This is a genomic window from Bacillus norwichensis, assembly GCF_014836955.1.
Taxonomy (GTDB): Bacteria; Bacillota; Bacilli; order Bacillales; family Bacillaceae_C; genus Siminovitchia; species Siminovitchia norwichensis.
Genome location: NZ_JACSPV010000005.1, coordinates 154,513 through 174,963 on the forward strand (window position 1 = coordinate 154,513; position 20,451 = coordinate 174,963).

Below are 20,451 nucleotides of genomic sequence, written 5' to 3' on the forward strand. Positions count from 1 at the left end.
ATCTTGCTCTCTTAGACACTGATTCCAAATTCTTTTATTTTTCGATAGAGAGTGCTTCTTGCAATCCCTAGCTTCCGGGCTGCTTCCAGTACATTTTTCGTTTCGCGGAGCGCCTTCGCAATCATTTCTCTCTCAGCCTCTTTCAAAGAAAGTTGTGGCCCCGCCTTTCTCGAAAAATAACCTCGCAAATTCCCGGGCAAATGTTCTACTTTGATTTCCTGGTCTTTCCCGCGCACGAGCAGATAAGCCCGTTCCATGACGTTCCTCAACTCCCGAATATTTCCCGGCCAAGGGTATTCCACAAGGAGCTGTATAACTTCAGCACTTACCCGCTTCACACCGTCTCCATATGAATTTTCCAATTCCTGAAGAAGCTCCATGACAAGCAATTCAATATCCTCAGGTCGTTCCCGCAATGGCGGAATTGTTACGGACAACACATTCAAGCGATAAAACAGATCTGAGCGAAATGTGTGTCCGTAAGCAATCTCCTCTTCCAGCTTCCGGTTTGTTGCAGCAATAATCCGAATATCTACTTTCCTCTCCTTCGTATCACCGAGACGGACAATCGTTTTTGTTTCAAGGGCCCGCAGCAAAATAACCTGCAATTCCGTTGGCATATCGCCAATTTCATCTAAGAAAAGCGTTCCACTGTGGGCAGCTTCAAATTTTCCAATGGCACCTCCCTTTCTAGCCCCCGTAAACGTACCTTCCATATATCCAAACAATTCACTTGCAATGAGACTCTCAGGTATAAGGCCAGTGTTGACCGAAACAAGAGGCCCACTGCTCCGGTCGCTCATTTCATGAATAGATTTAGCCACCATTTCTTTCCCAGTCCCGGTCTCCCCTAAAATCAGTACATTCGCGGTAGACTGCGCAGCAATTCGGGCAGTCTCCAATTCAAGCTGATACTGCTCGTTTCTTGTTCTCACCCGACCAAACGTCATAATGGGAACTGTACTCTTGCCTATTCGCGGCTTTAGTAATAACAGATGCTTCCGTTTGGCCTCATGGGAAATAACTTGAAAGGAGTCGTATAGCTGCCCGATCATTTTCCTTGTTAGTTTGTTTCCTTTTTCAAGCCCTGTCAGTTCGGAGGCCTTTCGGCTCAAATATTGAATCGTTCCTTTTTCAGAAAAAGCAATGATCGCTTCCTCACTGATCTGTCCCCATGCTTCAAGGACAATTTCATTTAAACGGCTCGCTTTCTTTGTACTGATTTTAAAAGGTTCTGGCTTTATATTTTTATCTGAGTCCCAAACTATGTCAAACTGGCCATTGGGCTGTGCTTTTCCTATTTTCACTGGTCTCGAAAGATGTCTGCCTCTAGCATCTACACGCAGTGTCCCGCATGCCGTATCCATCCTTTTTCCTCCTATGCTCCGAATAATTTCCCTTCGGTCCAGTGCTTTTGTTTTCACTATTGAATCAATAACAATTTTTGTTCCCAAATAAGTGTTATACATGACAGACGAAACGGGCATTTTTTTTCCAGAAAAACGATGAAACTGTTGAATGAAGGATAGATTAAGAGGATTGGATAATGATTGAAAATAGCTAGCTGAACTGTAGTGTCCTGATCCGAATTCCGCTCCCATTGCTTCGATTTCCGTTTCTTTCGTAATTGGGCTAAAAATGGGAATAGACTCCGGGGACAGACGCATATGAGCATATTGGCGATAAAACGCCGGCACACTTTTTCCTACCAAGGTTGAAAAAATAACATCCGGCTTTTTTAAGATGATATCCTGAATCACCTCATAGAATTCCTGATTGCCAAAGGGCACATACTTTTCTCCGACCACTTCTCCATTCTTCTCATTTGCATAGATCTTTACCTGCTCATTTGTTTCCCGTGGGTAAATGTAGTCATTTCCAACCAGGTAAATACGCTTTCCATAATGACTCATGAAATAATCAATCAATATATGGACTTGTTGATTAGGGACTTCTCCAGTGTAAAAAACATGGGGGTGATCTTCCTGTCCCTCGTAAAGGGTTGGATACACTAGGAGACAATTATACTTTTCCATGATAGGCAAAACGGCTTTCCGACAAGCTGAAGTGTAACAGCCAATAAAAATCCTGACTCCGTCCTGGGCAAGCGCTTCTGCTTCTTTGGCACTCACCATTGGATCTGAACCTATATCTCGGATGATGGTTTCGATTTCCGCATGACGCTTATTGAACTCGCTGATAGCAAAACTGGCAGCCTCATACTGCCCTTTTTCCGTGATTGACGTGATTCCTGTCAAAGAAAAAAGAAGTCCAACTTTAATTTGCAAATCATCTTCTCCCCCTATGTCCCATTTTAGGAAAACCGTCTCAATATCGGACATACTATATGATCACCTTCTATAGTATATCTAAATTTCTAATAATTCAATTAACATGTCCATTTTTGGGACAAGGGAAAAAGCAAAATCCCTTTCCAGCCGTCTTTTTTCTTTGGCATGAAATTTGCAATATTTTTAATATGAAGGGAGGCCGAGGCAGCACTGCTTCAAACATAAGTTTCAATCCGTTTCTACTTAATTAAAAAAGGAGAGGATTCAGGTTGAAGTTATCGATTCAGGAAAAATTGGAGGATAAGGGGATTACTGTTAAAGAAGGGCATCTTCCCCTGCTTCAGACACGCTGGGATGCTATTCAGGATTTGAAGAAGAACATTAACAATGCGAATCTTGATGAAGCAGACATAAGTCTTCGCAACACTCCCGGAGGTGACCACATTGAGTAAAGAGCTCGTAACTAAATCAGTAGAAAAGTTGGCGCCGCTCATTGAAAAGAGAGAAGTGTCATCACTTGAATTGACAAAAGCAGTACTTGACCATGCCGAAGCCCTCAACGAAACAATCAATGCCTATGTCAGCTTTAGGCGTGATAAGGCGGAAAAAGAAGCGGAACAGGCAGACAAAGAGATCGCATCAGGCAATTATAAAGGAATGTATCATGGTATTCCAATGGCAATAAAAGATAACTTTTATTTTAAAGATGAAGTGACAACCATGAGTTCCAAAATCCATGGAGAATTTGTTTCCGATTATGATGCTACTGTTATTTCTAAAATGAGAGAAGCCGGCATTGTTTTTACCGGAAAATTGAACATGCACGAATATGCATGGGGAATCACAAATAACAGCCCGCATTTCGGCCCTGTCAGAAACCCATGGAATCTTGAAAAAATTCCAGGTGGATCAAGCGGCGGTTCCGGTGCAGGTATTGCAGCTGACATGACCGTTGCTACGCTTGGAACAGACACAGCGGGTTCCATCCGTATTCCATCATCGTCTTGCGGAATCGTCGGTCTCAAACCAACATTTGGCCGAGTCAGTAAATACGGGTGCTATCCCCTTGCTTGGTCGCTAGATCACATTGGTCCAATGACCAAGACTGTCAGAGATGCAGCTGGCTTGTTGGAAGTTATCGCGGGCTACGATCCGAATGACCCGACTTCCGCGAATGCTCCAACGGAGAAGTACTCCTCCAAATTGACCGGAGATGTAAAAGATCTCGTCATCGGTATCAACGAAGAGTATTATTTTAAAAACGTAGACGCAGGCGTTGAAAGCTTGGTTCGACAAGCAATCAAAACACTTGAAAAACAAGGAGCAAAAGTAGAGAAGGTTGAAATCCCTGCCCTGCAATATTCCGAATATGCAGAGCTGGTTACTTCCCTATCAGAAGCTTCGGCAATCCACCATCGAGATTTGCAAAAGCGACCTGACGATTTCGGCGACGATATCCGCCTGCTCTTTGAGCTTGGAGAACTCTTCTCGTCTGTCGACTACTTGCAGGCACAGCAGCTTCGCCGCCAATTGAAGCAGGACTTCCGCAAAGCTTTCGAAAAAGTGGATGTACTAATGGCGCCGACACTGCCTGTCATGCCGCCTGATATCGGAAGCGACTTCGCTAACCTGAACGGAAAGCAAGTCGATCTCATTGATAACTTTATCCGCTTTATGGGACCATGCAACCTCGCGGGACTTCCTGCCATGACCCTTCCGTGCGGATTGAAAGATGAAATGCCTGTCGGATTACAAATCATCGGCCCAGCATTCAGTGAAAGTACTGTTCTGAACGCAGGCTACGCCTTTGAACAAACCAACCCGTTAAAAGGAAGAAAAGCCAAAATTGCCAGCCCAGTAAAATAAGCGCTGCATCGTTCAGCAAGATAATCGGACATTAGGACGGGCTTCATGCCCGTCCTTTACTGTTTCCACTAAAAGCGAGTACTACTAGAAGGACATCTTTTATTTACATTAAAAACGGGTACTATTTACACTGGCATCCCTGATTTCCACTTAAAACATTAATAACGTACCAACTTCTACGATAAAAGAAAAGCCCCGCTTCCACATTTTCATTAAGCTTTTGTCCTCGGTTGACTAAGGTAGAATGTACAATGACCGTCCCTTTCCGCTGTTTTTTTCGACAGTCTCTTCATCCTTCCAAGCACATTTTTACAATAAAACGATGAAACAAATTCTATCCACCCTCCCTGTTGAAACATTCCACCCCTAAGGTAACCGTACATCCTGCATATTCCATCTTCATTCGTGACATGCTAAAAACCAGCATGAATTCTGATTAAACGTGCATCGTGTCATTAGTGACCGATTTTAGGATTTCACATAATTTATGATCCCTATATGACTTTTTACTTTTTTCACACATTATTTCATAACCAATGTGCAAGTACACACCTACGTTTGGAGATGACACCTATGCGTAAGAAAATACCCATCATTTACACTCCATCCGAAACGATTGAATGGTTGAAGAATGAGATCAAATCCTTTGATTTTGTACATAAGCCGCTTGAAATCAACAATAAGAGGATGATGCTTTTATATATTAAAACAGTCGCAGACGGGCAAAGGCTGCATGATAGCCTCATCAAGCCATTTTTTGAACTGCCTTCACTTGGAGAAGTAGAAGCTTATTTGTCATCTTTGCCAAATCAGATTGAGATTGAATCAAGGGAGCACATTTTACTGGAGATTACAAAAGGCAGTGTCTTGATTCATATTAACGACTCCTTATTCCTGTTTGATTTTACTTTGGTCAATAATGATAATGTCCTCGAAAGTAATATTGAGCCTACGATTCAAGGGCCGCAATATGCTATGAGTGAGGCTATTATGACAAATCTGAATTTGATCAGGCAGCGCTACCATCAGCCTTCTCTTACTATCGAAATGCTCACGATTGGGAAAAAGACAAACCAGTCACTTGCACTGATTTATGATCAGGACGATGTACATCAAAATGTACTGGAGGAAGTGAAAAAAAGGATCGACTCTCTTGACAGAGACATTATTCAATCCACTTCGGAGCTGCTGTATCTGATCAACAATGAAAGGTTTTGTTTATTCCCAAGCATGATGATGACAGAAAGGACAGATCGCATCGTCTACAATATTGCGGGTGGAAAAGTCATTCTGCTTCTGGATGGAGATTCAAATGCCATTCTTGCTCCAGCCGTTTTTTTTGATTTCATGACTTCCATTGAAGACAGCTATCATACTTACTGGGTGTCCCGTTTTGCTGTCATACTTAGATACATCGGTCTTTTCAACTGCCTAGTTCTGCCAGGATTATATGTTGCTGTCATCTCTTATAATCCTGATGTTTTCCGGTCAGAACTGGCGCTTTCAATTGCAGGAAGCCGAGTCGGGGTACCTTATCCTTCCTATGTTGAAGTCCTGTTTATGTTATTTGTGATGGAGCTTCTGACAGAAGCCAGTATACGACTGCCCAAAGCCATTAGTGCAACAGCTACCACTGTAGGCGGTCTTATTCTTGGTACAGCGGCTACGGAGGCTGCTCTAACCTCCAATGTCATGATCATCATTATTTCTGCAGTGGCTATATCAACCTTTGTCATTCCCATTAATGAAATGAGCTTAGCCATTAGGGTATTCAGGTATGTCATCCTATTCTTCACAACTATCTCGGGAATGGCTGGCCTAATGTTAAGCTTTATTGGATTTATTATGTATTTGACGAACAAAAGGAGCTTTGGGGAGCCTTATTTAAAATTTTACTTTAAAGGACGGAAAAAAGAGATTAAGGGGAGCGGAACATGAATCGCTTTATGTATTGTTTACTATTTGTCAACATGATCGCAAACATGATTTCCGCAGTTCCGAAAGTCCTCTTAGATCATAGAACGGATGGCGCGATTGTTTCCATGCTTCTATCTCTCATTTTTGGTTTAATCCTTTTATATATAACCGGCAATTTTTTCAGTAAATATCCGGGAAAGGACTTCCCTTCATTGCTGAAGGAATATGCTCCTTCCTGGATGTATTGGCCATTTAATTTGTTGATTGCCTGTGTATGGTTTTCAGCTGGTCTCATTACATTGGTCACCTACTCATTCATGCTTAAACGCTTTTTAACCCCGGAGATGTCAATCACCTGGATTGCCATCAGCTTTTTAATCGTCGTCTCTTTTGGTGTGCTGATGAATACAGAGAGTGTCTTATATACAGTAGAGAATGTGCTGTTATTATCATTTCCTCTTGTTGCTTTGATCATATATAAAGCCTTTTCAAGCAAACAATTCGAATGGGATTTTGTTCGGGAAGCCATCATGCATTTCAATCACCTTCCCAATTACAGCTCTTTTTCAGCAGCCACTTTCGCATTTGTCGGCATCTCCAACATGATCATTTTCAATCGCGCGTTTACACACAAAAAAACCCGCGTAACTTGGAAGCAAATCTCCTTGATTGGCGTGATTGGGACGGGGGTGTTGGGAACCTTGTACTTTGCTCCAATTGGCTTGAACGGATTTGACCATATTAACCATTTGGTTTATCCTGCTATCTCAACTAGCGATACACTTTGGTTAAAATTCGGGATCATTGAACGTCTTCTATATATTTTTCTGCCATTATTTTTGGCCATTTCTTTTTTGAATCTCCTGATTCATTGGCATATAGCCATTGAGGCATGCAAGAATATGATCTGGTTTAAAAAATTCAAGTTAAAAAAAATGAATTTAACTTCCTATTTGTACCTAATCGTTTTTTGGACTATTACGTTGATTGTAATCAATTCTCTTTCAGAACACACCCTTCTTTTATATTCCGGGTACTTTTACAATATAGGCCCACCCCTCATCCTTCTTTTCTTTTTCTGTTTTTGGTATATCAACAGGAGGGTTAAATCATGAAACGAAACCGTTTTTTAATATTGGCGGCAGTATGTATCACTTGTTTTTTATTATCAAGCTGTGGTTTCAAAGATATCGATAAACGTATTTTCGTACAGGCCATAGGGGTTGATTATTCCGGCAACGAGAAAAAACCATACAAAGTCACTTTAAAACTGGCTGTCCCTTCCGGGTCGTTAAAAGAAGCAGGGGTTAAGTATACGTATTTGACGAAGGAAGATTCAACCCTTGCTGGTGCCATTCGCTTTTTGAAAACACAAGTGGATAAAGAACTTGATTTTGGACATACAAGAGCTCTGATTTTCGATAAAAAAATTTTGGAAAAGGATTTCAAGGAGACATTGGACTTTTTCATAAGAAGAAGAGATATTCAGATGATCTCATGGGTTGCAGTCGGAGAGCCTTCCGCCGAGGAAGTGTTGAGGGTCAAACCAGAATCGGAAATGGCAGGCTCAACTGTCCTCACTAACCTTTTTTCAGGCAATGGGGTTGAAAGCGCCTATATCACCTCCACTTTTCTTTTTGATGCAAGAAGGAAAATGGTGGAAAATGGGATCGAACCTATTATTCCAATTATCAGAACCAATAAAGACCATTCGACTCTGATTGTCAATCATTCCTATGTTTTCTCACCTCGTCATGAGCCAGTGAAGCTTAATCCAATGCAGACAAAATTTTTCAGTTTGATGGCGAGTCGTATTAATAAATTAGACATAGAAGTGAAAAAAAAGGGTGAGAATTTTACCATGTCAGTGGATTCAGCAAGAGTCAAGTATAAGATTATTACTGCACCTCAAAAGAAGCCTGTTCTGAAAATGAAGATTGTCATTGCGGGTATTATTGAAGAATCAACCTTTGATATGAACCCGAGTGAATTAGATACCTATAGCAAAATGACAGCAAAAAAAACAAAACAGGAAGTCTTAAAGGTATTGAGATTCCTCCAGAAAGAGGACTTGGATCCGCTAGGCTTTGGCCTTCGCTATAAAGCAACGAGGATCCAAAACGGAAAAAGATATGAGGAATGGCAGGGGATTTATCCAAATCTGACTTTTGATGTATCCGTCGATGCAAAAATTAGAAGTACTGGAACTGTTGAATAAACATTCGGTGTTAGAGCGGAAATCCCTTCTCTACGCGCCTTAAAATCCGTCCAAATTGGAAAAGCGCTCATTTCAGACAGCGCTTTTCTTTTTCTTTCTTTTCCGAACAAAGGCTATAAGCAGAAGCAGCAGTGGCAGAAGCAGTTGAATAGTAGCTGAATAATAGGGGAAGGTCAAAAAGTCGAATCGGCTGATGGCCATCGTACTAGGCGTTGCCCAAAAGGAAAATTGTACAATCAATATTCCGAGCGGCCAGACAACTGGTCTATGATCGGAAAGATTCAGCCATTGGGCAATCACCAAAGAGCAAATGTAATAAAAGAGGGAGGTTTTTACAAAGGCACCTACGATCCATACTGCCATAATGACTGCCTCCATGTTTTCAAAAAAACCTGCGCGCGAATATCGACCAACGTTCATCAACGGATAAAGTTTATTTGCTGTTGATTCACCCAAGACAAAGAGAACCATAAAGTTGACAATTACCAGTGAGATCATGACTCCCAAAACTACCGTCAATCCATATTTCATTCCTTTTTTCACATCTGATAAATAAGGGAGAAGGAACGCAATGATAAAAAACTCCGAAAACCACCCGCTGGGCGGAATGGCACCCTTGAGGGGAGGAAGCCATCCGTTCTCCAAAACGGGCAGCATATTTTTTGGTTGAAGGTCTGGCACTAAAAATATTATGGCAATTAGAATCGGCAGAACGAATAGGGGAAAAAGCAACTGTCCTACCCTCGCCATCACTTCCAACCCACTATATACACATAAAGCACAGAGTAATACCATTGATGAAATGACAACTGTTTGAGGAGTCGTGAACAGAAAAGAAGTCACAATAAAATCACTATATGATCTGATACTCAATCCGGAAAGATCTAAGTAGAAAAAAAAGAAGAAGAAACCAATCACCTTTCCCGGCATTTTTCCAACGACAGCTTCAGTGATTTGGATAACACTTTTCCCTGGGTACATATTATGAAGGCTTCCTGCCAAATAAACGGCTAAAAAACCCGTTATAGAAGCAAAGATGGGAGACATCCACATATCCCGACCCGCAGATTGAGCTGTTAGGCTTGGCATGGAAAGAATGGCAGTAGCAAGAACAGCAGGATACAATAACATAGCCATTTGCAAAGCTGATATTTTCCCTCTTTCCAAGATTCCCACTTCCTTTCCATGCTGGGTGAGACTACCTCCCTACCAACCGGCTGATCGGACGAAATATAGCTTGCTCCAAATCAGCAGGACCTTTTAAATACTCCAAATTGAATAAGGATAGTGCAAGACCTAGCAAAATTAAAACGATAAATGTTCCTTTATCCCTTTTGGAACTGTCCTTCATCCTTGGCCATTGTAAAATAACAATGACTGCAGCAACTGCTGCTGTACTGAAGAATTGTTTCCACTCCATTGTCATTCTTCTCCCCGTGATTTAATCGGACCATTAATATATCCCTGTCTGCGAATATTGGTCTTGATGTGGATTTCGGTCTGAACTTCCGGAAACACTTCTTCCCACCTGTTTTCCACCTGCTTCCATTCCTGCGGATATTTCCGATGAAATTCTTTGCCGTAATCCAGTACATCTAATTTATATTCTTTCGCGTCAGCTATCACTTGGCGAATCCGCTCTTCTACTTTATCTCCATAAGCCTTCTTAACTTTCCGCTCTGATTCCGGATTATCCAAATCTAAATCTGTTCCATTCTGAATAAGGCTTCCTTCCGTATTAATGTCTACAATCATCTTCCACGTCCCATTTTGAATTTTGGGTATGAGCTTCACTTGGTTGTTGACTAGGAAAATAGACATTTTTCCATTGCCTTCCCCTGGCTCAAAGGTAATGGTATAGTCCTTCAACTTTTCCTTCAGCCACAGCAGCCCCCGCGTTGTTGATTCAGAAATTACTCCTACCATTCGATCTTTTTCGAAAAAAACAGTACCATCAAAAATAACATCTTGATTCTTATCTCCATCACTACTGTGCTTTATAACATCCAAGTAAGGCAAAACAACATTTTGGTCTTTCGAAGTTAACATTTCATCAAGATCCTGAAGTGTTACATTCATACCATGCTCTCCTTTGGAGAGCTTCCGAAGGGCGTCCGCTGAATAACGTTCAAGGGTAGCCTTCGTATCCAGGATTCTTTTAGCATTTCCCTGGCCAACAAACATGTAAGCTCTCTCCCGCGGCTCTGGATGCCGTAGGAGAAAATCAACATGATCTTGTATTCCGTCCTTGGCTACATCCTCACCAAAAATAAATATTTTACAGGATCCCCAAAAGACTTTACGGGATAATTCAGCCTGAAGCTTCGAGAGGGCTTCCGCTACATTCCTTCCTTTATGGTAAGTAATCATCGTTTGCTTACCTCCGCTTGTAACGCTTCCACCGCCCTCGCTGCCTCCCCCCATTGACTTCGGAATAAAAATTTCAAGAGAAAGCTCTATTTGACCATCTTCACTTTTATCAATCCCCGTAGCCGTCACAATAGCAAGATCATTTATTTCGATCCGGTCCCAACAACCAGTGAGGATTAGCATACTTCCGACAAGGATAATAAATATAATGGATTTTTTGATAAAAGAATTGTATACCTCCTGCACTATTTAGCCCTCACTTTCCTCCGTTCTGCGTCTCGTCATTTCGAGCCAGTCCAGGCTTTTGACCGGGCGCCTGTCTGTATACATTAGTACTTCCATCAAAATGAGGACGTGTGTCCATCATCCAAAAAGGCGATCTCCAAAGTACATCCTTCAATTCATGCTTTTTGAGGGGTGCCAACGGCTGCATATAGGGCTCTCCGAAGGACCTTAACGTACATAAATGAATAATAATCGCCAAGACGCCCAACATGATCCCAAGCAGTCCCAAAAACCCGGCAAGAATAACAAGAGGAAAACGAAGAAAACGAATGGAATAACCGATAATATAACGTGGTACCAAAAATGAAGCAATTCCCGTCGTGGATACCACTATAACCATTGGAGCTGATACAAGTCCTGCCTGCACAGCCGCCTGTCCAATAACAAGGGCACCGACAATGCTGACAGCAGCACCGATTTGATTGGGAAGCCGAACCCCAGCTTCCCTCAGCGCTTCCAGCATCAATTCCATCAAAATCACTTCTACCAAGGCCGGATACGGAACACTCTCTCTTGCGGCAGCAATACTTAGAAGCAGCGGATCCGGAATCATTTCCTGATGGAAAGTGGTAATCGCTACAAAAAGAGACGGGAGTACCAAGGAAATAACGATAAATACATACCGCAGCCAACGGATAACCGTGCCGAAAATATAGCGTTCATAATAATCATCAGGCGCTTGGAGCATGGAAAAAAATGAAACGGGAGCAATTAAAGCAAATGGTGTACCATCCAATAAAATCGCTGCACGCCCTTCTAACAATTGAGCAGCTACCACATCCGGTCGCTCCGTTGATAAAACTTGCGGAAATGGCGAATATGGATTGTCCTCAATCAACTCTTCGATATAACCACTCTCCAGAACACTACCGACCTCTATTCGCTGCAGCCTTTCCTCCAATTCTTCTATTAAATTTGGACTAGCTACTCCTTCAATATAGGCAAGAACAATCTCCGTCTTCGTATATTCACCTTTATTAATTGGTTTCATTTTTAGTGCCGCACTTTTTATTATGCGCCGCACCATTGCTGTATTTACCTGAAGCGATTCAATGAACCCTTCGCGCGGACCTCTAATCACCTTTTCTGACTGCGGTTCTTCAATACTCCGGACTTCATACTTAGACAATGCTAAAGATAGGGCGATATTTTCAGTTTCAATCAATAAGATAGGACAACCATTCGAAATCGACTCAATACAGTCGGAAACAAGGGATACCTGTTTAATGCCCGAGACCGCAATTGTATTTTTAATGATCTCAAGCTTTGGCAGGTGGAATTTTTCGACATCTTTCTGGATAAGCGGGTAAATAACACATTCATCTAGAATTTCCAAATCTGATAAACCTTCAATATAAATAATCATTCCCCTCACACTGCCGAAAATCTGAAACTCGCGGAAAATGACATCTGAACATTCGTAATAAATAGATTGAAAAGCCTCAACATTCTCATTGAAGCTTTTCCGAAGGGGCTCCTGCGGCTTAGGCATTGGTTTATCATTTGTTTGCTTTTTTCTGTTTCTCTTCAGTAGCCTCTGCACATTCCGAATCAAGCCAGTTCCCTCCGTTTATAGTTTTTTTTTATCTTTCTACACATGAAGCCAATTATTCAAAAAACACCAGATTCTTCAAGTTAGAAAAAATCAAGGGCAGCTTGAGCCTTTCGGAAAAAGCAAACGAAAGTTTAGCCTGCTTTTCCCACTAATGACTAGAAATAATTGTTGGTTTTTTAATTTGGTTAATTTTTTTTGACCTTTTAATCAACTGGAAATGTTCAATACTCCAATTTCTTCACATTCCACATAAGCGAATCGACCCCTTTGGAAAAATGGACAATCGGTTCTTCTGAAAAATCTAGATTTAAAGGTGAGAAAAGGGTATTTCTTTGGATTTGAACATCCGCCTTTTGTAAAGGCCAAGGCAGATGATGAATGTCTCCATGGAAAATATCTTTTTTATTTTGGGTTGTGTAAAAACAGTATTTCTCTGTAAGGAAATGATCGAGTGTGCCATCGCTCGGGAAAAACTTATTTTCTTTTGGTGTACAGCTTCCATCAAAGCGAACAGGCAAGTTTTTACGTACAGAGTCATAGAAAGTAGCCTCGCCTTCCTGTCGTATGGAAATGTCTGCCGAATGATACGGAAGGCGGTACCATCTTTTTGCAATCAACAAAGAAGCCCAGTCATTTACATCAAGAGAAATGAAAAAAACACCAGGCTTTCCCTTATGTTTAACATATGTTCGAACGTTCACTTCAGAAAAAGGAGCAACCACAGAAAAAAAAGAAAGGCCTCGGAAGTAAATTCCTTCCATTTCAAATGCCACAATTCCAAGCCAGGCAGATCCGTCATATGTATCAATTTCCAATACAGACGGTATATAAGAGCGGAGTTGCTCAGGCTGAACAGGCCAATGTAGAAATAATGTATTGCGCCATGTCTGTCGCATGATCCAATTATTTGGAGGCAATGGTAGCAATCGATGCTCAACTTCTTTATATATGTCCATGGTCTCGTCTCCTTTCAATTATAATTTGTGCTTATTACTTGTCTTCTATCCCTTATCATAATTTTTCAACGTCGGGACATAGTTTTTTTTATCTGAGCAACAATAAAGACAAGACAAAAGAGATTGGAGGACAACCATGGCGGAAGTTTTGTCCTATATTACATTTGGAATCACAGTCTTCTTATTTATCGTTTTTTTGTTTGCATTATTTGGTTGGCGTTGGATCATGAAAAGGATTGTCAAGCTCACAACCAAAATCATTTTTACTGATAGTTATCAGGAAAATATCATTGAAATCATTCCCGGCTTAAAGCATATGGGAATTCAAAATGTGCTGGAAAATAATTTACGCTCTGAAAGCGGAGATCTGCTTCATCGGCCGCTTGGTTCATCAAAAACATGGCCACATTTGGATAGCATCACATTTATACCTGTTCAAACATCACCTTTTCCGGTCTCAAGCGAAGATGATGTTGATGTCAGTGTCACAATCGGGCCCAAAGCAAAGAAGCCAATGAAAATTGAAATCCCATTTATGATTAGTGGAATGGCCTATGGTGTAGGTCTTAGTCGACAGGCCCGAATCGCTTTGGCAGGTGCAGCAAATAATACCGGCACTGCCATTAATTCCGGAGAAGGCGGGATCTTAGATGAGGAGTTGGATGCTGCTGGAAACTATATTCTACAGTTTTCTAAAACCGAGTGGGCCAAGGACGAAAAATTTATTAAACGGGCAGACATGATTGAAATCAAGCTCGGTCAGGGAGCCAAGATGGGGATGGGAGCGAAACTCTCGCCAAAAAACCTGACAGGAAAAGCCAGGGAGATCATGGGCTTAAAAGAAGGTGAGGATGCCGTTATTTATGAACATTTCTTTGAAAACCAGACATTGAAGGACTTAAAAGAATTAGTTAAGGAACTTCGTGACCTGTCAGGAGGCGTCCCAATTGGAGCCAAAATGGGAGCCGGAGGAAAGATCGAAGAAGATATCGACCATTTGCTTGAAATGGGGGTCGATTATATCGCCATTGATGGTGGTCAAGCATCCACTCACGCAGGTGCACCTATTTTAGCTGATGATTTCGGAATCCCGACATTGCATGCCATTGTTCGGGCTTCTAATCATTTGCGGAGAAGAAAAATGAAAGGGAAAGTCAGCTTGATTGTTTCAGGTGGACTTCTTGTTCCCGGTCATTTCTTAAAAGTGCTGGCGCTTGGAGCTGATGCTGTCTATCTGGGATCAGCTATTCTCTTTGCATTAGCGCATACTCAGGTTACAAAAGCCCTTCCCTTCGAGCCGCCCACACAAGTCGTCTGGCACCAAGGGAAGTTTAAAGACCAGTTTGACATTAAGGAAGGAACAAGAGGCGCCGAAAAATTCCTCACCTCTAGTACTGAAGAAATAAAAATGGCATTGAGAGCGATGGGAAAGAGCTCTTTGAGCGAATTATCCAGAAAAGATCTCGTTTCCTATGATGAGATGACAGCGAAAATGATTGGAATTCCCTTTACATTTCAACCATTTCCAGGAAAGGGGAAGAACGGAATCAGAGGAAACGAAAAAGATCAAGAAAGCTAATGGCATTTTATAACATCCAAGAAAAAACCAGTTCTTATTATCATTTGTTCATAAAAGCCAGTAAACCAGCGGTGGTATTACCAATTTGTTCACGATTATATACGAGTTGGTAATACCACCGTCATTTAATTAATAGGCTGTTTTGGCGTTATTCAATGAGCTATGATAACTTATAAATGGTGTTCTAATAATTTGAGGAGCCATCGTTTGACGGGCTTTTGACATCAGCTAGCATATTTGCGTATTGTCGCCCAGATTCTATTGAGCTCCGCTCGATAAATTTCCTCTGAAAATCTATGGCCTCAGCCGGGGTTTGCACCCCCACTGAATGGAATACCAATGGAGACTTAAGCTGAATGAAGTTAAAAGTTCGAATAAGGACAACCATGGAAAAGGGATGTAATCTAATGGAAAGATTCATTGTCGTTGGCGCTGGGATTTTCGGTGCCTCTACTGCTTATCATTTGGCCAAAGCGGGAGTGAATGTTACGATCATTGACCGCAAAGATAAGGGACAGGCAACAGATGCCGCTGCGGGTATTGTTTGTCCTTGGCTTTCGCAAAGAAGGAATAAAGATTGGTACAGGCTGGCAAAAACAGGAGCCGCATTCTATCCCGGCTTAATTGCAGAACTCGAAAAGGCCGGAGAAACGGAAACTGGATATGCGAGAGTTGGAGCGATCAGCCTCCATACGGACCAGAAAAAGCTGATGGAAATGAAAGATAGAGCTTTAAAAAGACTCGCGGACGCCCCAGAAATAGGCGAGATCCGGCTTCTAGATAGCGAAGAAACTCGTACCCTATTTCCCCCTTTAGAGCAAAGCTACAGCTCTGTGTATGTAAGCGGCGCGGCACGTGTGAATGGCCGGGAGTTGCGGGATGCGCTGTTGCGTTCAGCGGAGCGATTAGGGGCACAGATCATATACGGTGACGCACAGCTTGTGACAGAAGGAAAAAAGGTGACAGGTGTTAAAGCTGGCAGCGATTTTTTTGAGGCAGAGAAAATAGTAATAACAGTCGGTGCCTGGATTAGTGATTTGCTTCAGTCCGTTGGCATTAGCTTTCGTTCGAAGGATTTAAAAGCACAGATTGTACATATGAGGCTACCTGATACACAAACAGGAAATTGGCCAGTGATTATACCGCCAGGAAGTCAATATATCGTTCCATTTGAAGATGGCCGGATTGTCGCCGGTGCCACCTATGAAAACTTTACTAACTTCGATCTACGCGCAACAGCTGGCGGGATTCATGAAGTTTTAGAAAAAGCCTTGGAAGTTGCACCTGGTCTTGCAGACAGCAGCCTGTTGGAAACGCGGGTTGGCTTCAGGCCTTATACACCCGAATCGATTCCCGTGCTCGGAGAACTGCCTGGATTTGAAAACATCCTCATTGGGAATGGGTTGGGGGCAACCGGATTAACCGCAGGACCTTACCTAGGGGCAGAGCTTGCACGGTTGGCGTTGGGGGAAAAACCTGGTATGGACTTGAGCCTGTATCAAGTGGAGCGGGCTTTAACATGAAGCCATCAGCGGCCTGCAGGGCAGGCAGCTTTGTTTGAAAAACAGCGAGGGATTCCAATCTTAGAATCCCTCGCTCAGCCTTAAGCAAGTTTGTCAGCATAAGGCGTTATAAACGCATGCTGCCCTGCCGTATTTAAATCACGCCAAATTTTATTGATAGCGGAATCTTCCATAATAGCTTCCATTCCAAGACAGCGAATGATGCTTCCAGCCCGACCAATGGCATGATGAACTGCCTGTTTACAGGTTTCACTAAAATGATCCTCTTGAACCAATGTAAGTGGCTTCCCGATTAAATGATCAGCCCAGAGTAAATCTACTTCCTTATAAAAATCATCCCTATCTTTTTCAAGCTCTTTCCCTTTTTCCTGTACAACCATCAGGACCTTTTCAAAATGACTGGATCCTTCTGCAAAACGGCGAGAGGCTATTGCTTCCGCTTCCTGTTGAAAATGAGTAGCAATTCCGAGACAAACCGACGTAAAGGTAGCCTGGGAAAATGGAATAAATGGAAATGTATGTATGAAGCCATCATATTCATTTTGTCTCCGTGTCAGATCGAAAGTTCTTTCTTCTGGTACAAAAGCATCCTTCACCCGTATGGTATGACTACCCGTGCTTTTTAATCCAAAAGCCTGCCAATCATGGAGAATTTCCACTTGTTCCGTCATGAAAATAAAACTGGACACTTCGCCATCGTCTTTTATGCTGTTTGCTGTAAAAAAAGAGGCAAACTCTGCTCCGCTACAATATTTCCATTCACCAGTAACCAGAAAACCACCTTGAACTTTTTTGGCCATTCCTTGTGGATACCCGCTCCCCGCAATAACCGCATTCTCATCATCGAACAATCTATCAGCCTGCTCTTTTTGTATATAGGGGACGAACATTCCGCCTCCAGATCCAATTGCAGTCAGCCAACCCAAATTCCCCTCTATTTCGGACATTTTCTCAAATATACGAAGTGCTGCAGGAAGATCAAGGAATCTTCCTCCTAATTCTTCGGGAACAAACAGTTTAAAAAGCTTCTCTCTGAACATCCATTCCACTAGTTCCTTTGGAACATTCCTAGTTTGATCCATTTCCTTTGCATAACTTCTAATATTATTTATGATTGCTTCACTGAACATTATTTCTTCCTCCTAGTTGCATAAAAGCGCAAGGCGAATTTTGATGAGGCAGTTGCTCAGTTAGCACAGCAAAGCTGCTCATTTCAATTACATCGTGAAAAGCTTCTTTGAGTATGCTCCACAGCTTTGCAACGAAGAGAACATATCCTTCCTTGAATATGCTGTGCCACAGGAGCACATTCTCCCTAAATAAACTTCCGCGTGACTCGATCCTTACGCCGATGGCCTCTGGCCGCCACATCCTGGGCGTCGTAGTTAAACATAGGAAAACTTAATTCGACTAAATATTTCATCTGATTTTTAGTTGCTTACTCTACAAAAATAAAACAACGTACAGTTAACTGCACGCTGTACCTCCACCTCTACAGCCAAAAAATTCCGATTATGACAAGCGCACCTAAAATTAGGCCACCGATTTGTCCAATCATCGCAGGGGTTACAATCGGTTTTGGCGTAAAAAACTTGATGTCTTCGATGTCCTGTTCCAGCTTTTCCATCTTGGTTCTCATTTCTTTTATCTCATTTAATAATTGAGTATTTGTTTCCTCTCTGGCTTTCAGTTCTTTCAGCTCATTCAGCAACTGCAAACTAGCTTCATCTCTTTCCATCACGATTACCTCCGTTTATTTTTAATACGAAATGGCTTTATGAAAGTTTCATTTGTCCTTGAAAGTACAAATCCGGGAAATTCATTTTTAAATGTTCAAGTATATTATACCAGTTCAAGAGTTCTCCGATTATCCCTTCCGTCTAAAATCTCCTCTTATTTGCAAAAATAATCTAAAAATATAAAAATCTGATTTATCCGACGCAGAATCTTGCTCCATATGATAGACTATGAGAATGATTGGAATATATACAAACTGGGGGGATTTTGTTGAAAGCGATTGTTCATGAAGGTAAGACAGGAATGGCAGGTCTCTCGTTAAAAGAAATGGAAGTTGGCCAGCCCGGCGAGGGTGAAGTAAGAGTAAAGTTAAAAACAGCCGGGATGAACCATAGAGATTTATTCGTTCTTCACCGTCATAAACTAACGGATCCACCACTTGTTATTGGCTCTGACGGAGCAGGAATCATCGATGCTGTCGGAAAAGGGGTCACCTCAGCCAATATCGGAGATGAAGTGATCATTAATCCCGGATTGGGCTGGAGAGAAAAAAGTGATGCCCCGCCTGAAGAATTTGATATTGTCGGACTTCCAGGCCATGGTACATTTGCTGAATACATTGTCATTCCAGCAGAAAATGCTATTCCAAGACCAGAACATCTGATTTGGGAAGAAGCTGGAGTGTTTGGACTTGCTGCCCTTACAGGTTATCGTGCATTGTTTACAAGAGGAAAAATTACACCCGATATGACGATCCTTCTTCCTGGAGTTGGAAGCGGCGTCATCACCTTTATTTTAAAATTCGCCAAAACTGTTGGAACCACTGTTTATGTTACTTCACGTTCGGAAGAAAAGCGGCAGCGTGCCCTTGAACTTGGGGCCGATAAAGCAATCGACAGTGATGGTGACTGGAATGAACAGCTAAGCGGCGAAAAAGTAGACTTAGTGATTGAATCAGTTGGAGCTGCTACTTTCAGTAAATCTCTTGGCCAGCTTCGTCCTGGCGGAACCATTGTCACTTTTGGCGCTTCAGCCGGGGATGAAATTAACTTGGATCTTCGCACCTTCTTCTACGGACAGTACAACATGCTTGGCACCACCATGGGAAGCGCTGAAGAATTCAAGGAAATGATTGAGTTTGTGGAAAAACATAAAATCAAACCGGAAATCGAAGCCATTTTTCCGTTAAGCAAATATGAAATAGCCTTCAACCGTTTGGAAGAGGCCGAGCAGTTTGGAAAAGTTGGATTTTTGATTGATTAATGGATGGAGACAGAGCTCAGCTCTGTCCTTTTTATTCCCAATTGTGGATATTCTTGTGGATTAGTCTGTTATTTTACTTTGTTTATATGTTAGTAATCCACAGTTAGAAAACGCTTTTTCCTTTAATTTTGGAATCACAGGAAAGTTATACAGAAATTGTGGGTAACTCCATGCTAAATCTGTGGATAAAATACGTTTTATCTTGGTTCTTACTCATTATTAATGTGGATCATCTCTTATACAGTTATTTTGTGGATAGATTTATCCAGCAGTATGACAAAAGTGAAAAAGGAGCATTTATATGAGTACGTCAATCAAAGAACTTCAATCGCGAAAGGAAATTACGTCAGCCTTTCCCGTGATGAAACAACTGCGGACCCATTTGGATGAAAGCTCTTATCTTAAATTGGTCATTGAGGCACGCGATAAAGAAGGCTACAAAATGTTTGCCCTCTTTGATAAAGAAAATATGGTTGCGGTTATTGGTTTCCAGCCAATGACCACTCTCTATTATGGGAGGTTTATTTGGGTTTGCGATTTAGTTACGGATACCCATCACCGTTCAAAAGGATACGGCGAACAACTCCTTTCTTTTGTTCAGCAATGGGCGAAGGAAAGCCACTACGATAATATTGCACTATCCTCGGGACTTCAACGCGCAGAGGCACACCGTTTTTACCAAGAAAAAATGGGTTATGATAAAGTGAGTTATGTATTCAAAGCAAGTTTAATGTAATATGTTAATAATAAAAAGGTTCTATGTCAAATGTTGGGGTAGAGTGAGGTGGAAGCTCATTCTACCCAACATGACTTTCAATTTTTTTATACTTATGTAAAAGCAGTATTCTCGCCCTTGCCCGAAGGAAATTCCTAAAACCAAAGGCGTTCCTC

The 20,451-nt window shown here is 41.8% G+C and carries 17 protein-coding genes; 9 read left to right on the top strand and 8 right to left on the bottom strand.

Annotated elements, in window-relative coordinates:
• Window positions 1-11 precede the first annotated feature (11 nt).
• A complete protein-coding gene (locus H9631_RS04740; RefSeq protein ID WP_225220860.1) occupies window positions 12-2,342 on the bottom strand; it encodes a transporter substrate-binding protein in 2,331 nt (776 codons plus the stop codon).
• A 218-nt stretch (window positions 2,343-2,560) separates the two neighbouring features.
• Between H9631_RS04740 and H9631_RS04745 the strand changes: the two genes are divergently transcribed.
• The 5 genes from H9631_RS04745 to H9631_RS04765 all read left to right on the top strand — a co-directional run bounded on the left by H9631_RS04745 (window position 2,561) and on the right by H9631_RS04765 (window position 8,292).
• Window positions 2,561-2,743: a hypothetical protein gene (locus H9631_RS04745; RefSeq protein ID WP_191810420.1), complete on the top strand. Its 183-nt coding sequence runs from the start codon at window positions 2,561-2,563 to the stop codon at window positions 2,741-2,743.
• Window positions 2,736-4,157 carry an amidase gene (locus H9631_RS04750; protein ID WP_191810422.1) on the top strand — a complete coding sequence of 474 codons (1,422 nt, stop codon included), beginning with the start codon at window positions 2,736-2,738 and terminating at the stop codon, window positions 4,155-4,157. The genes H9631_RS04745 and H9631_RS04750 overlap by 8 nt, the downstream gene beginning before the upstream one ends.
• Window positions 4,158-4,730: 573 nt before the next feature.
• A complete protein-coding gene (locus H9631_RS04755; protein ID WP_191810424.1) occupies window positions 4,731-6,095 on the top strand; it encodes a spore germination protein in 1,365 nt (454 codons plus the stop codon).
• Complete coding sequence (locus H9631_RS04760) at window positions 6,092-7,189, top strand: GerAB/ArcD/ProY family transporter (RefSeq protein WP_191810426.1); 1,098 nt, start codon at window positions 6,092-6,094, stop codon at window positions 7,187-7,189. Before H9631_RS04755 ends, H9631_RS04760 begins: the two co-directional genes overlap by 4 nt.
• Window positions 7,186-8,292, top strand: coding sequence for a Ger(x)C family spore germination protein (locus tag H9631_RS04765; RefSeq protein WP_191810428.1), 1,107 nt, complete (start codon window positions 7,186-7,188; stop codon window positions 8,290-8,292). The genes H9631_RS04760 and H9631_RS04765 overlap by 4 nt, the downstream gene beginning before the upstream one ends.
• Before the next feature lie 72 nt (window positions 8,293-8,364).
• On the opposite strand, the gene H9631_RS04770 is transcribed toward H9631_RS04765, so the two are convergent.
• The 5 genes from H9631_RS04770 to H9631_RS04790 all read right to left on the bottom strand — a co-directional run bounded on the left by H9631_RS04770 (window position 8,365) and on the right by H9631_RS04790 (window position 13,458).
• On the bottom strand, window positions 8,365-9,468 hold the full coding sequence (locus H9631_RS04770; RefSeq protein WP_449727650.1) for a GerAB/ArcD/ProY family transporter: 1,104 nt from the start codon (window positions 9,466-9,468) through the stop codon (window positions 8,365-8,367).
• Window positions 9,469-9,490: 22 nt separating this feature from the next.
• Window positions 9,491-9,712 (bottom strand): hypothetical protein, encoded by a 222-nt coding sequence (locus H9631_RS04775; protein ID WP_191810432.1) that lies wholly within the window; start codon window positions 9,710-9,712, stop codon window positions 9,491-9,493.
• A 2-nt stretch (window positions 9,713-9,714) separates the two neighbouring features.
• Window positions 9,715-10,908 (bottom strand): Ger(x)C family spore germination protein, encoded by a 1,194-nt coding sequence (locus tag H9631_RS04780; RefSeq protein ID WP_191810434.1) that lies wholly within the window; start codon window positions 10,906-10,908, stop codon window positions 9,715-9,717.
• 10 nt (window positions 10,909-10,918) lie between these two features.
• Window positions 10,919-12,439, bottom strand: a complete 1,521-nt coding sequence (locus H9631_RS04785) for a spore germination protein (protein WP_191810473.1) — start codon at window positions 12,437-12,439, stop codon at window positions 10,919-10,921.
• Between the two features lie 284 nt (window positions 12,440-12,723).
• Window positions 12,724-13,458 carry a YqjF family protein gene (locus tag H9631_RS04790; protein ID WP_191810436.1) on the bottom strand — a complete coding sequence of 245 codons (735 nt, stop codon included), beginning with the start codon at window positions 13,456-13,458 and terminating at the stop codon, window positions 12,724-12,726.
• 136 nt (window positions 13,459-13,594) lie between these two features.
• On the opposite strand from H9631_RS04790, the gene H9631_RS04795 reads away from it, so the two are divergent.
• The gene (locus H9631_RS04795; protein WP_191810437.1) at window positions 13,595-15,037 is read left to right on the top strand and encodes a glutamate synthase-related protein; all 1,443 of its coding nucleotides are present in this window, start codon (window positions 13,595-13,597) and stop codon (window positions 15,035-15,037) included.
• A 407-nt stretch (window positions 15,038-15,444) separates the two neighbouring features.
• Window positions 15,445-16,560, top strand: coding sequence for an NAD(P)/FAD-dependent oxidoreductase (locus H9631_RS04800; RefSeq protein WP_191810439.1), 1,116 nt, complete (start codon window positions 15,445-15,447; stop codon window positions 16,558-16,560).
• Between the two features lie 80 nt (window positions 16,561-16,640).
• Here the strand turns inward: H9631_RS04800 and H9631_RS04805 are convergent, their stop codons facing one another.
• A complete protein-coding gene (locus tag H9631_RS04805) occupies window positions 16,641-17,690 on the bottom strand; it encodes an acyl-CoA dehydrogenase family protein (protein WP_191810441.1) in 1,050 nt (349 codons plus the stop codon).
• Between the two features lie 362 nt (window positions 17,691-18,052).
• Entirely contained in the window at window positions 18,053-18,298 is a 246-nt protein-coding gene (locus tag H9631_RS04810) for a hypothetical protein (RefSeq protein ID WP_191810442.1), read from the bottom strand.
• A 269-nt stretch (window positions 18,299-18,567) separates the two neighbouring features.
• Between H9631_RS04810 and H9631_RS04815 the strand changes: the two genes are divergently transcribed.
• Entirely contained in the window at window positions 18,568-19,560 is a 993-nt protein-coding gene (locus tag H9631_RS04815; protein ID WP_191810444.1) for a zinc-binding dehydrogenase, read from the top strand.
• A gap of 301 nt (window positions 19,561-19,861) precedes the next feature.
• Entirely contained in the window at window positions 19,862-20,296 is a 435-nt protein-coding gene (locus tag H9631_RS04820) for a GNAT family N-acetyltransferase (RefSeq protein WP_191810446.1), read from the top strand.
• The last annotated feature ends 155 nt before the right edge of the window (window positions 20,297-20,451 follow it).

Bases quoted from the DNA above. Each gene is read 5' to 3' on its own strand.
- H9631_RS04740 (WP_225220860.1), bottom strand. From the start codon at position 2,342: ATGTCCGATATTGAGACGGTTTTCCTAAAATGGGACATAGGGGGAGAA.
- H9631_RS04755 (WP_191810424.1), top strand. From the start codon at position 4,731: ATGCGTAAGAAAATACCCATCATTTACACTCCATCCGAAACGATTGAA.
- H9631_RS04760 (WP_191810426.1), top strand. From the start codon at position 6,092: ATGAATCGCTTTATGTATTGTTTACTATTTGTCAACATGATCGCAAAC.
- H9631_RS04765 (WP_191810428.1), top strand. From the start codon at position 7,186: ATGAAACGAAACCGTTTTTTAATATTGGCGGCAGTATGTATCACTTGT.
- H9631_RS04775 (WP_191810432.1), bottom strand. From the start codon at position 9,712: ATGGAGTGGAAACAATTCTTCAGTACAGCAGCAGTTGCTGCAGTCATT.
- H9631_RS04785 (WP_191810473.1), bottom strand. From the start codon at position 12,439: ATGCCTAAGCCGCAGGAGCCCCTTCGGAAAAGCTTCAATGAGAATGTT.
- H9631_RS04790 (WP_191810436.1), bottom strand. From the start codon at position 13,458: ATGGACATATATAAAGAAGTTGAGCATCGATTGCTACCATTGCCTCCA.
- H9631_RS04795 (WP_191810437.1), top strand. From the start codon at position 13,595: ATGGCGGAAGTTTTGTCCTATATTACATTTGGAATCACAGTCTTCTTA.
- H9631_RS04800 (WP_191810439.1), top strand. From the start codon at position 15,445: ATGGAAAGATTCATTGTCGTTGGCGCTGGGATTTTCGGTGCCTCTACT.
- H9631_RS04805 (WP_191810441.1), bottom strand. From the start codon at position 17,690: ATGTTCAGTGAAGCAATCATAAATAATATTAGAAGTTATGCAAAGGAA.
- H9631_RS04810 (WP_191810442.1), bottom strand. From the start codon at position 18,298: ATGGAAAGAGATGAAGCTAGTTTGCAGTTGCTGAATGAGCTGAAAGAA.
- H9631_RS04820 (WP_191810446.1), top strand. From the start codon at position 19,862: ATGAGTACGTCAATCAAAGAACTTCAATCGCGAAAGGAAATTACGTCA.